The organism is Leifsonia sp. Soil_N53, from assembly GCF_057655165.1.
Genome location: NZ_JBDGMM010000058.1, coordinates 71731 through 84161 on the forward strand (window position 1 = coordinate 71731; position 12431 = coordinate 84161).

9 protein-coding genes are annotated in these 12431 nt (G+C 69.0%); 6 read left to right on the top strand and 3 right to left on the bottom strand.

Features of this window, described 5'->3' with window-relative positions:
* Positions 1 to 134 precede the first annotated feature (134 nt).
* Positions 135 to 1019, bottom strand: coding sequence for an aldose epimerase family protein (locus tag AC3A3H_RS09120; protein WP_487614242.1), 885 nt, complete (start codon positions 1017 to 1019; stop codon positions 135 to 137).
* Between the two features lie 26 nt (positions 1020 to 1045).
* A complete protein-coding gene (locus tag AC3A3H_RS09125) occupies positions 1046 to 2086 on the bottom strand; it encodes an aldo/keto reductase (RefSeq protein WP_487614243.1) in 1041 nt (346 codons plus the stop codon).
* A 217-nt stretch (positions 2087 to 2303) separates the two neighbouring features.
* Between AC3A3H_RS09125 and AC3A3H_RS09130 the strand changes: the two genes are divergently transcribed.
* From AC3A3H_RS09130 to AC3A3H_RS09150, 5 genes are read left to right on the top strand one after another with little or no spacing between them, the layout of a single operon-like run.
* Positions 2304 to 3875: an ABC transporter substrate-binding protein gene (locus tag AC3A3H_RS09130; protein WP_487614244.1), complete on the top strand. Its 1572-nt coding sequence runs from the start codon at positions 2304 to 2306 to the stop codon at positions 3873 to 3875.
* A 55-nt stretch (positions 3876 to 3930) separates the two neighbouring features.
* The gene (locus tag AC3A3H_RS09135; protein WP_487614245.1) at positions 3931 to 4872 is read left to right on the top strand and encodes an ABC transporter permease; all 942 of its coding nucleotides are present in this window, start codon (positions 3931 to 3933) and stop codon (positions 4870 to 4872) included.
* Positions 4869 to 6668 carry an ATP-binding cassette domain-containing protein gene (locus tag AC3A3H_RS09140; RefSeq protein ID WP_487614246.1) on the top strand — a complete coding sequence of 600 codons (1800 nt, stop codon included), beginning with the start codon at positions 4869 to 4871 and terminating at the stop codon, positions 6666 to 6668. Before AC3A3H_RS09135 ends, AC3A3H_RS09140 begins: the two co-directional genes overlap by 4 nt.
* Entirely contained in the window at positions 6665 to 7507 is an 843-nt protein-coding gene (locus AC3A3H_RS09145; protein ID WP_487614247.1) for an ATP-binding cassette domain-containing protein, read from the top strand. Before AC3A3H_RS09140 ends, AC3A3H_RS09145 begins: the two co-directional genes overlap by 4 nt.
* Positions 7504 to 8523, top strand: coding sequence for a lactonase family protein (locus tag AC3A3H_RS09150; protein ID WP_487614248.1), 1020 nt, complete (start codon positions 7504 to 7506; stop codon positions 8521 to 8523). The genes AC3A3H_RS09145 and AC3A3H_RS09150 overlap by 4 nt, the downstream gene beginning before the upstream one ends.
* A 27-nt stretch (positions 8524 to 8550) precedes the next feature.
* On the opposite strand, the gene AC3A3H_RS09155 is transcribed toward AC3A3H_RS09150, so the two are convergent.
* Positions 8551 to 9591 (bottom strand): aldo/keto reductase, encoded by a 1041-nt coding sequence (locus tag AC3A3H_RS09155; RefSeq protein ID WP_487614249.1) that lies wholly within the window; start codon positions 9589 to 9591, stop codon positions 8551 to 8553.
* 203 nt (positions 9592 to 9794) lie between these two features.
* Between AC3A3H_RS09155 and AC3A3H_RS09160 the strand changes: the two genes are divergently transcribed.
* Entirely contained in the window at positions 9795 to 12422 is a 2628-nt protein-coding gene (locus AC3A3H_RS09160; protein ID WP_487614250.1) for a hypothetical protein, read from the top strand.
* The last annotated feature ends 9 nt before the right edge of the window (positions 12423 to 12431 follow it).

Below are 12431 nucleotides of genomic sequence, written 5' to 3' on the forward strand. Positions count from 1 at the left end.
ACTCGATGTACAAGTATCGTGGGCGCTCGGCCCAAACAGGCTCAGCTTACGGGTTTGCCCGACCTCGAAGTCCGCCTCCCTCATGGTAACCCGTGACGGAAATGAAATGTCATCTCCCGGAATTAGCGCCTCTCCTAGCGGATCGGTGTGACCCGGAAGGAGTGCGTCGCGGTCGCGCCAGGCGCGAGCCCGAGCGTCCCCGGGCGCCGGTCCCAGAACCCGTCCTCCTCGCGCGGCGGGTTGCCGCTGATGGCGCCGTACCAGGGCTCGAGCGCGACGAACGGCGAGCCGGGGACGCTCCAGACCTGCAGGTGCGAGGCGCCGGGGAAGTCGAGCGCGAGCGCACGCCTGCTGCGGTCGCTGGCGACGACGACCCGGTCGGAGTCGAGCGACCCGAAGCAGAAGGCGCCCTCGGTGAAGAGCCCGTCGTCGAGCCGGAGCCGGCGGCGATCGGGGGTGAACGCCGCGTCGACGGCCTCGCGGGGTCCGAACGTGCGCACCAGCTTCTCCGGTCGTTCCGGCGCGTCGAAGACGAGCTCGTGGTCGGCGAACGCCACGCCCTCGCCCGGGTCGACCGGGCAGGTGAAGCGCGGATGCGAACCGACCGAGTAGAGCATCGTCGCGTCGCCGGGATTGTCCACGGCGTACTCGGTGACCAGCGTCGGCCCGTCGAGCGCGTACCGCACGCGCAGCCGGAACGGGAACGGGTACGCCGCGAGGGTCTCCGCGGTGTCCGTCATCTCGTACGTGACGCTGTCGTCGGTGCGGTCGACCACGGCGAAGTCGGTGCTGCGCGCGAACCCGTGCATCGGGATGTCATAGACGGCGCCTGCGAACTCGTACCGCCCGTCCGGCACGGTCCCGAGCAGGGGGAAGCACGTGGAGGTCCGCCCCAGCCCCGGCTCGGCCGGCATCCAGAGGTAGTCGAGCTCCTCGTCCCTGAAGCGCAACGAGTGCAGCTCTGCGCCGTGGCTGTCGGAGACGAAGGCCACCTCGTCGTTGGCGATGGTGATGCGCATGCTGCTCCCGTCCTCGGTCGGCCGGACTACGCCCACGACACGGGACGGATCGGCTGCGGCTCCACGTCGTAGAAGTGGCCGGGAGGCGGCGGGAAGATCCGGTCGATCTCGGCAAGCGTGTCGGCGCTGAGCTCGACATCGACGCTCTGGACGAGCTCCTCCAGGTCCTTCACGTCGGCCGGGCCGATGATCGGCGCGGTGATCGCCGGCTGGGTCAGCTGCCAGGCGGTGTGGACCACGGCGGGCGAGTAGCCGAGGTCGTGGCAGAGCTTCGCGTACTCCGTCAACTGCGTGCGGTACTTCTCCACGTACCAGGCGTCGGAGTCGTTGATCGGGCGGTTCTCGGGCTCCAGCAGGTCGACCGCGAAGACTCCGCGGCGCAGCGGGCTGAACAGCAGGACGCCGATGCCCTGGTCGATCGCGCAGGGGAAGGCCTCGAGCTCTGCGGCGCGCGTCAGCATGTCGTAGCGGTGCTGCGTGCTCACGAGCCCCATGAAGTTGCGACGGCGCGCGACCTCCTGCCCCTTCATCAGCTCCCAGGCGTAGGTCTGGCTGCTGCCGATGTAGTCGACCTTCCCGGCGCGGACGAAGCCTTCGAAGGCCTCCCAGATCTGGTCCCACTGCGCGTTGCGGTCGATGCGGTGCATGTGGAGCAGTTCGACATGATCGGTGCCGAGGCGGCGCAGCGAGTCCTCGACGTGACGGCGGATCTTCCACAGTGAGAGGCCGTCGCGGGTGTTGGGGCCGTCGTAGTCGTTGTCGAACATGGTCCGGCCGACCTTGGTGGAGAGGAAGACCTTCTCGCGCCGGCCGCCGCCCTGCGCGAACCACCGGCCGATGATGCGTTCCGTGTCGCCGCTGGTGCCGCGGCCGTGATTGCCGTAGGCGTTCGCGGTGTCGAAGAAGGTGATGCCCAGGTCGAGCGCGGCGTCCATCATCCGGAACGCCTCATCCTCGCCGGTGGCGGCGAGATCGCCCGACCACGACTCGTTGTACCCGAAGTTGCCCGTTCCCAGGCAGAGGCGGCTGACCAGGACGTTGGAACTGCCCAGTTCACGATATTCCATGCTGACCTCACAAATTCCATGGTGCGGAAGTAAACAAATGTATTGTGGAATCTACCACGCCGGAGTTAAGCTCCTCGTACGTCGTCCGGGCGCCCCCGCACGGCCGGTTCGACGAGATGGGCGCGAGCCCGGTGGCCCGGCGTCCGCGCCGACAAGACGCACACCGCTAGTGCCAGCTTTGCCCGGTTTTGCCCGCATTCATACGAGGGAGTTTGAATTGTTCCGCACACCCACCCGCCGGCGTTTCCGAATCGCGGCCGTCGCGGCCGCGATCGCCGTCGCACTTCCCCTAGCCGCCTGCTCCCCGCTCGGCGGATCGTCGAACGCCGATTCTTCGTCATCGTCGAAGGCCACCGACACCCTGAACCTGGCCATTCCACCGAGCGCGCTCACGTTCGACCCTGCTCAGATGCAGCCGACGGCCAGCCGGTACATCTGGGGGTCGATCTACGAGTCCCTCGCCTACTGGGACCCGAAGACCGGCGCCGTCACCCCGTGGGCCGCCAAGAAGTGGAACTACTCGCCCGACGGCAAGACGCTCACGATCCAGCTCCGCGACAAGCTGACGTTCAGCGACGGCAGCCCCGTGCACGCGTCGGATGTCGCGGCGACGATCAACCACAGCGTCACGACGCCGGGCTACATGCAGTCGATCGACACCTCGGTGGCGTCGGCGGATGCGCCCGACAACACCACCGTCGTGGTCCACTTCAAGAACTACGACCCCAAGTGGGTCTCGCTGATGGGCCGTGAGGTCGGCGTGATCGCCAAGGCCTCCGACCTGAACAGCCCGGACGTCGCCACCAACCCCATCGGGTCGGGTCCGTACACGCTCGACACCAAGGCGACCGTCCCGGGCACGAAGTACGTCCTCAACAAGCGCAAGGACTACTGGGACGCCAAGGCATTCCCCTTCAAGACGATCAACATCGTCATCGACAACGACCCGACGGCGCAGATCAACGGCTTCAAGGCCGGCCAGGTGAACGCCACCGCCATCACGGCGCAGCAGGAGGCCGCGGCGAAGGCCGTGCAGGGCGCCACCGTCACCAAGACCAGCGCGTCGACGCTGTACTGGCTGCTGTTCCTGGACAAGTACGGCAAGACGTTCCCGCAGTTCAAGGACGTGCGGGTGCGGCAGGCCGTCAACTACGCGCTGGACCGGGAGGGCATCGCCAAGAAGCTCCTGCTGGGCCTCGGCACCGCGACCGACCAGGTCTTCTTCCCCTCGCGCGACATCTTCGACCAGAGTCTGGAGAAGGCTTACCCGTACGACCCGGCGAAGGCGAAGAAGCTGCTGGCCGCGGCCGGCTACCCCAACGGCTTCACCGTCGAGATCCCGAGCAGCCAGGCCACCACGCAATACGAGCCGACGCTGTCGCAGGAACTCGGGGCGGTCGGGATCACGCTCAAGTGGGTGCCGATCCCGGAGTCCCAGACCGCGAGCATCATCCTGACCGGCAAGTATCCGATCTACCTGAAGCAGTCGGGCATCGTCTCCGACGCGTATACGGCGGCACTCTACTTCACCCCGCAGGGCGGAACGGTCAACCCGGAGCGCTACACGGATCCGACCATCAGCGCACTCTACGACAAGATCACGACCACGCCGGACGCCCAGAAGTCGATCGAACTCTACAAGCAGCTGAACAAGTACGCGGTCGACCAGGCGCTGGCCGCCCCGGTCACTATGACCAGCGCACTGTGGGCGACGTCCGAGGGCGTGGCGTTCGTGGACCGCGCCGGGCTCCCCTCCGACATCCGACAGTTCGGCATCGCCGGCAAGTGACCCTGACCCGAGGGGCCGCCTCGCGGCGGCCCCTCGGGCAGAAGGAGTTCGACCCGTGATTACTTACGCGCTACGGCGTCTCCTCACCGGGGTGGTGCTCGCGGTCCTCGTGACCTTCATCACCTTCCTGCTGCTGAGCACGTCGTTCCACGACATGATCTCGACGCTGCTCGGGCCCGACGTGACCCCCGACGCCGTCGCGCGGCGCGAGCACGAGCTCGGGTACGACCGCCCCGTGCTGGTGCAGTACGGGGAATGGCTCGTGCACGCAGTGCGCGGCGACCTCGGAACGTCGCTGTTCACCACCCTGCCCGTCGGGCCCTCGGTGCTGTCGCACATCGTCGTCACGATGTCGATCGTCTTCCCCGCGCTCCTGATCGCCGTGATCGTCAGCGTCGTCCTGGGGGTCTGGGCGGCATCCCGCAGCGGGGCCGCCGACCGGGTCGCGCAGGGGATCTCACTCGTCGGGCATGTCGTCCCGGCGCTGCTGACGGCGATCGTGCTGGTGGTCGTCTTCGCCGTCGAACTGAAGATGTTCCCCGCCACCGGCTACGTCCAGTTCGCCGACAACCCGTACGGATGGCTGCGCAGCATCACGCTCCCGGTCGTCGCGCTGGTCATCGCCGGCATGGCCAGCATGACTGCGCAGATCCGCGGATCGATGATCGAGGAGCTCGGCAAGGACTACGTCCGCACCCTCCGTACCGCCGGCGTCCCCACCCGGTCGATCGTGCTGAAGCATGCGCTGCGGAACGCGGCGAGCCCTGCGCTCACCGTGATGTCGCTGGAGTTCATCCAGCTCTTCAGCTACTCGGTCATCATCGAGAACGTGTTCGCCCTCCCGGGGTTCGGGTCGTTCGCCTTCAGCTCGGCGCAGACCATCGACGTCCCCGTCATCATGGGTGTCACCCTCGTCAGCGTGATCCTGGTGGTCGTGGTCAACCTGCTCGCCGACATCGCGAACGGCTATCTGAACCCGAAAGCGAGGACCCATTGAGCATCACAGTGATCCCGGATCCGGCGGACCAGACGAGCTCGACCGTGCCGCGTCGATCGGTGCTGCGCCATCTGCTGAAGGACCCGCAGGCGATCGTGACCGCGATCCTCCTGATCGTCCTGTTCTCGGCGGGGCTCCTCAGCCCGCTCATCGCGCCGCACAACCCCAATGCCGCCAACCTCGACGCGATCAACGCCGGCGTCGGCACGCCCGGCTACCCGCTCGGCGGCGACGAGAGCGGCCGGGACATCCTGTCGCGACTGCTGTACTCGATCGAGACCAGCCTGATCTCCGCGTTGATCGGCGCCAGCGTCGCTCTCGCGATCGGGCTCACGGCGGGCCTGGTCGGCGGCTACTTCAGCAGCACGGTGCGCAACAGCGTCGAGTGGGTCTCCAGCCTCATCATGACCTTCCCCGGACTGATCACGCTGATCGTGCTCCTGCCGCTGACCGGCGGCGACTACCGGTGGACCATGCTCATACTCGGTGTGCTCCTCGCCCCGGGCACCTACCGGATCGTGCGGAACCTGGTGCTGGGGGTGAAGAAGGAGCTGTACATCGACGCGGCGCGCGTCTCGGGGCTCCGTGACTTCCGGATCCTCTCCCGTCACGTCTTGTTCAGCGTGCGCGGCCCGGTGATCGTCAACACCGCGTTCCTCATGGGGGCGGCCGTCGCGGCCCAGTCGGGCCTCGCCTTCCTCGGCGTCGGCGCGAAGGACGTGCCGAGCTTCGGCCTCATGATCTCGTCCGGATTCAACAACATCTACGCGGCCCCGCTGCAGTTCGTGTGGCCGTGCATCTGCCTCGGCCTGATCACCGGGTCCCTCGTGCTGTTCGGCAACTCGCTGCGGGACGCCTTCAGCGGTCCGCGGCCGAAGCGCCCCAAGCCGGTGCACGGTCTGCGGGTCGCGGACGGCGCCGCGCCCGAGCAGACCCCGACCTCCAGCATCTCCGCCCACGCCCCTGTGCTCGCGGTGGAGGACCTCCGGGTCTCGTTTCCCGGCACGAAAGGACTGCGCGAGGTCGTCAAGGGTGTCGGTCTCACGGTCGCCGAGGGGGAGGTCGTCGGCCTCGTCGGCGAGTCCGGATCCGGCAAGACGCAGACCGCGTTCGCGATCCTGGGCGTCCTCGCGCCCGAGGCGCTCGTCACTCGTGGATCGGTGCGGTTGGAGGGTCGCGAGCTCGTCGGCCTGGCCGACTCGAAGCTCGCTGCGCTCCGCGGTCGGGTGGTGTCCTACATCCCGCAGGAGCCGATGTCGAACCTCGATCCGTCGTTCACCGTCGGATCGCAGCTGACGGAGCGCGTGCGGCATTGCCTCCGGGTGTCCCGGCGCGAGGCGCGGCAGACCGTGCTCGACCTGCTGGCGCGGGTCGAGATCGCTGACCCGCAACGGGTCTTCGACTCCTACCCGCATCAGATCTCCGGCGGTATGGCGCAGCGCGTGCTCATCGCCGGGGCGATCGCGAGCCGGCCGCGGCTGCTCATCGCCGATGAGCCCACGACCGCCCTCGACGTGACGGTCCAGGCCGAGATCCTCGACCTCCTCCGCGACCTACAGAAGGAGTACGGGATGGCGATCCTGCTCGTCACGCACAATTTCGGCGTCGTCGCCGACATCTGCGACCGGATCGCGGTCATGCGGTCCGGCGAGATCGTCGAGACGGGCACGACGCGCGAGGTCTTCCGCGCACCGGCGCACGCGTACACGCGCCAGCTGCTCGACGCGATCCTCGAGGACGACGATTCGCCGGCGCCGTCCGCCCCGGTCGATCGCCTGGTGGAGGCCGCACGATGAGCGCGCTGCTCGATGTCGACCAGCTCCGCGTCCAGTTCGCCGGAAAGGGGCGGCGCAAGGCGACCGAAGTGCTCCACGGCGTGAGCTTCGACATCGGCGAGTCCGAGACCCTCGGGCTGGTCGGGGAGTCCGGCTCCGGCAAGACGACGATCGGTCGCGCGGTGCTCGGCCTCGCCAAGGTGCACGGTGGATCGATCCGGTTCGACGGGCAGGACATCACCGCGACGAGTCAGCGGCAGCGCCGCGCGCTGGCGAAGGACATCCAGGTGGTGTTCCAGGACCCGTACAGCTCCCTCAATCCGGCGATGGCGATCGGCGACATCCTCTCCGAGCCGATCGTGCAGCAGGGCTCGTCGTCGCGGGACGCCCGCGCACGCGTGAAAACCCTGCTCGACCAGGTTGGCCTGCCGTCCGACTCGGTCGACCGGCGCCCGCAGGAGTTCTCGGGAGGCCAGCGGCAGCGCATCGCGATCGCCCGCGCGCTCGCACCCGAGCCGCGGCTGATCGTCTGCGACGAGCCGGTCTCCGCGCTCGACCTCACCACGCAGGCGCGCGTGCTCGAGCTCTTCGCCGAGATTCAGGAGCGCACCAAGGTGGCCTACCTCTTCATCTCGCACGACCTCGCGGTGGTGCGGCACATCAGCGACCGGGTGTGCGTGCTCTTCCGCGGTGACGTCGTCGAGACGGGGGTGGCTGCGCAGGTGATCTCCCACCCGCAGCACATCTACACGCAGCGGCTGATCCTGGCGTCGCCCGTGGCCGATCCCGACCGGCAGGCCGAACGGCGCCGTGAGCGCCGACGCCTTCTCGACCAGCAGCCGACCGTGGCCACCGCGTGAGCGCCGGGCGAACCCGGCGGGTCCTGGTGGGATCCGCCGACCGAGGGGCGGACGGCGGTGGCCGGCTCGAGCTGCTGGCTCTGACGGCGGACGACGGGACGACCTCCCTCACGGTGACGGACGCCGTCTCCACCGGACCGATCGCCTTCGTCGCCGCACACCCGACCCTGCCGATCGTCTACGCCGCGAGCGAGCGCGCCGGCGAGGGGACGGTGACTGCCTACACCGTGACGGAGGCAGGCGCGCTGCTCGAACAGAGCGTCGGTCGTGCGCCCGGCCGCGCGGCGCACCTCGCCGTGTCGGCCGACGGCGGACACCTGCTGACGGCGGACTACGGCACCAGCTCCGTCACCCTGTACCGGCTCGCCCCCGACGGCGCGATCCTGCGCAGCACCGCTGAGCTGCGCTTCGAGGGCTCCGGGCCGTCGCCGCGGCAGGAGAGTTCGCACCCCCACCAGGTGCTCGAGGTGGACGGCGCGTTCCTCGTGCCCGACCTCGGCGCCGACGTCGTGCGGCGGATCGAGGTCACGGCCGACGGCGCGTTGCGTGAGACGGACCGGTTCGCACTGCCCGAGGGGAGCGGACCACGGCACGTCGTCGTGGCCGACGGCCTGCTCTATGTCGCGTGCGAGCTCTCCGGCGAGGTCCGCTGGGACGCCCTCGACGACCCTGCCGGCTTCGCGCGCGGCATCCCGTCGTCGCTCTCGGGCGCCGACGAGGTCATGCCGTCGGCGATCCGTGCCGGGGAGGGCACGATCGTCGTGGCGAATCGCGGGCCGGGGACGGTGCTCGAGGCGCGGCGCACGGACGACGGCCTCGTCGATCCGCAGGAGTCCGGGTCCGGCGGCAGCTGGCCGCGCGACCTCGTGCTCGACGGCGGGCTGCTGCTCGTCGCCGACAGCCGCGGCGATGCGGTCAACGTCATCGACGCCGGGGAGCCGCACGCGATCCGCGCGGTGCACGGCGTCTCGGGACCGACCTGCGTGCTCGTCGTCGCGGACCGCGCGTCACTGTGAGGGCGTGACCTCACGCCCTCACAGAGCTCAGGCCCAGGACAGCGGCCGCACCTTCGGCGCCTCGTCACCGTAGAAGTGGCCGCGCGGGGCGGGGAAGATCCTGTCGATCTCCTTCAGCACGTCGTCGGAGAGCGAGATGTCGACGCTCTCGACGAGCTCCTCGAGGTCGCGGACCGTCGCCGGGCCGATGATCGGTGCGGTGACGGCCGGATGGGCGAGCTGCCAGGCGAGCGTGACGTTGCCGACCCGGTGCCCGAGGTCGTGGCACAGCTTGGCGTACTCGGTCATCTGCGGCCGGTGCGTCTCGATGAACTGCACGGTCTCGTCGTTGAGCGGCCGGTCGCTGGGCTCGAGCACGTCGACCGCCAGCGCACCGCGACGCAGGGGGCTGAAGAGCAGGACGCCGATCCCCTGGTCGATGGCGCAGGGGAAGGCCTCCAGCTCCGCCTCCCGGCTGGTCAGGTCGTAGCGGTGCTGCGTGCTGATCAGGCCCATGAAGGAGCGCTTCCGCGCCGACTCCTGGGCCTTCATCATCTCCCAGGCATAGAACTGGCTGCCGCCGACGTAGTCGACTTTGCCGCTGCGTACGAAGCCCTCGAACGCCTCCCACAGCTGATCCCACTGCGTGCGCCGCTCGACGTAGTGCATCTGGATCAGCTCGATGTGATCGGTCTGGAGGCGCCGGAGGGACCCCTCCACGTGCCGCCTGATCTTCCAGAGCGAGAGGCCGTCGCGGGTGTTCGGCCCGTCGAAGTCGTTGTCGAGCATGACGCGGCTGACCTTGGTCGCGAGGAACACGCGTTCGCGGCGGTTCCCGCCCTGCGCGAACCACCGCCCGATGATGCGCTCGCTGTCGCCGGTCGTGCCGGGACCGAAGTTGCCATAGACGTTGGCCGTGTCGAAGAAGTTGATGCCGAGCGACAGCGCGGCGTCCATGATGCGGAACGCCTCGTTCTCGTCGGTCGCCCCCCAGTTGCCCGGAGGGGCGTCGCTTCGTCCGAAGTTCCCCGTGCCCAGGCACAGGCTGCTGACCAGGACATTCGTGCTTCCCAGGGGTCGATACTCCATTGTTCCCGTCCCAATAACTTCCATGATGAGGATAAGAAATTGCGCTATGCAGAACTTAGCACGCAGCTCGGATGCTGTTCCTTGGCACCCCGGTTAGTGTATCCTGGAATTAGGATTCCATAATACGGAAGATAATGGCGAGCAACTCCGGCGCAGCGCCGCGCATCACGACTGGCACCACCGATCACGAAAGGGTCGTCACCATGTCCCCGATTTCCATCCCCCGCGGCGGCACCATCGGCCTGATCGGTTCGGGCGAGGTGTCCGCGGCTCCGGTCGCCTGGGCTGTCGAGCGCATCACTGCCGCTGCGGCGCGGCACGCGGCGACGGTCGTCCCGCGCACCGCCCTGAGTGCCGACGACGTGTTCAGCATCGAGGTCGCGGCGCCCGAGAGCGCACGCACGCGGGGACTCGACCTCGCGGACGGCCCCGAGGCGAGCGCGGTGGGACCGATCGACGCTGCGGCGCCCGGCCTGCTCGTCTCCGGCTCCGATGCCGTCGGGCTCTCCTACGCGCTGAGCGAGGTGGCACAGCGCATCGAGGCGGCTGCGAGCCTCGCGGAGGTGGACGCCCGCACCGCGGTCGAGTCGCCCTCCGTTCCGGTCCGGGGCATCATGCGCTCCTTCTCGAGCTTCCACGAGGACCTGGGCTGGTTCCGCGACCGCGAGTTCTGGACCGAGTACCTCGACTTCATCGCGGCACAGCGCTTCAACCGGTTCCACCTCGCTCTCGGGATGCAGTACAACTACGGCGCCGACAGCACCGGCGGCCCGGACAACTACCTCTGCCTCGCGTACCCGTTCCTCTTCGCTGTCGAGGGTTACGAGGGCGTCCGGGCGGAGGGCGTCGACCCTGCCGAGCAGCACCGCAACCTCGAGGCGCTGAAGTTCATCGCCCGCGAGACCGTGCGGCGCGGGATGCGCTTCCAGCTCGGACTGTGGAACCACGCGTTCGACTACGGGCCGATCGCGCGGCACTGGTTCCCGATCCTCGGGCTCAGCCAGCAGACCCATGCGGCCTACAGTTCCGCGGCGCTCGGGCACCTGCTCGCGGAGATCCCCGAGATCGGCGGGCTGTCGTTCCGCGTGCACTACGAGGGCGGGATCCACGACCAGGGGCACGAGGTCTTCTGGGATGCCATGTTCCAGGCGGTCTCGGAGGCCGGCCGGCCGGTCGAGGTCGACATGCACGCGAAGGGCGTCGACCAGGCGCTCCTCGACGCCGTCGACAAGCCGGGGATCGACGCGGTCCTCTCGGCCAAGTACTGGGCCGAGCACATGGGGCTGCCCTACCACCAGACGACGATCCGCACCCGGGAGGAGGCGAAGCCGATGCAGCGCGGCCACGAGATGAACGGCGTGACCGAGTTCACTCGCCGCTTCACGCGCTACGGCTACGCGGACTTCCTCGCCGAGGACAGGACCGTCGACCTCATGTTCCGGGTCTGGCCCGGCACCCAGAAGCTCCTGCTCTGGGGCGATCCGGAGATCGCGCGCGGCTACGGGCGCCTCGCCACCTTCGGCAACGCGCGCGGCGTCGACTTCTGCGAACCGCTCTACTTCAAGGGACGCAAGGGCAGCGGCAAGCCGGGCCGGCGCGATCCGTACGTCCGCGACGACCTGACGCTCGGCGGGCGGGAGTGGCACAAGCACCGCTACACGTACACGCTCTGGGGCCGGCTGGCCTATGCGCCCGACACCGATCCGGAGGTGTGGCGTCGTGATCTGCGCCGCGACTACGGCGACGCCGCCGGCGCGGCCGAGCGCGCGCTCGCGGCGGCCGGTCGCATCCTCCCGCTCCACACCGTCGTGCACGGCATCGGCGGCTCGAACAACGGCAACTGGCCGGAGATCCCCACGCTCCTGCCGATCTCCCCGTGGGTGCACTCGGTGAAGCACGCGTGGGACATGGGTGAGCCGACCTCGTGGGGGCGGGTCAGCCCCTTCGACCCGGAACTGTTCTCGATCCCGGACGAGTACGTGGCGGATTTGATCGCCGGTTCGGTCGGGCCGAAGTACACGCCGATCGAGGTCGCGTCCTGGATGGAGTCGCTGGCGGATGAGGCGGAGACGGCGCTCGCCGAGTTCCGCCCGCTCGCGCCCGACACCGCGCAGGTTCGCCGCACCGTGATCGACCTCGAGGTGCTGATCGGCCTCGGCCGGCACTACGCGCACCGCTATCGGGCGGCCGTCGACCGCGAACTCGCGGCGCTTCGGCAGGACCCGGTGCTCATGCGCTCGGCGGTCGAGCACGCGGAGCAGTCGCGCGTGGAGTGGCTGGGCATCATCGACACCGTGGACGGGGTGTACCAGGACAACCTGGAGTTCGGCGCCGAGGCCACCGAGTACGGGCACTGGCGCGACCGGGTCCCGGCGATGGATGACGACCTCCGGGCGCTTCGGCGCGAACTGGAGACGCTGGTCGTCTCGGCCACGGAGGCCGGGCCGGCGCCGGTTCCGCGCGAGCGTCGCTCGCCGGTCCCCGTCGGCATCCGCCACGACGCGCCCTCGGGCTACGAGCGCGGCGAACCGCTGACGATCGCGCTCGACCTCGCCGGCGCGGACGAGGTCGAGGATGTCGTGCTGCACTACCGGCACGTCAACCAGGCCGAGAAGTTCCGCACGACGACGGCGACCGTCACCGATGGTCGTGCCGAAGCCGTCATCGACGGCGAGTACACCGCATCCGACTACTCGCTCATGTACTACGTCGAGCTCGGCCTCCGCGGCGGCGAGCGGCTGCTGTATCCGGGCCTCGACGCGACGCTCTCCAACCAGCCGTATCTGATGGTGCAGAGCTCGAAGGCCCGCGCGCCGTACCGCGTGCGATGAACCCGCTGA

What these genes read in the sequence shown, in the direction of transcription:
- AC3A3H_RS09120 (WP_487614242.1), bottom strand. Translation starts at nt 1,019, where the DNA reads ATGCGCATCACCATCGCCAACGACGAGGTGGCCTTCGTCTCCGACAGC.
- AC3A3H_RS09155 (WP_487614249.1), bottom strand. Translation starts at nt 9,591, where the DNA reads ATGGAGTATCGACCCCTGGGAAGCACGAATGTCCTGGTCAGCAGCCTG.
- AC3A3H_RS09125 (WP_487614243.1), bottom strand. Translation starts at nt 2,086, where the DNA reads ATGGAATATCGTGAACTGGGCAGTTCCAACGTCCTGGTCAGCCGCCTC.
- AC3A3H_RS09145 (WP_487614247.1), top strand. Translation starts at nt 6,665, where the DNA reads ATGAGCGCGCTGCTCGATGTCGACCAGCTCCGCGTCCAGTTCGCCGGA.
- AC3A3H_RS09160 (WP_487614250.1), top strand. Translation starts at nt 9,795, where the DNA reads ATGTCCCCGATTTCCATCCCCCGCGGCGGCACCATCGGCCTGATCGGT.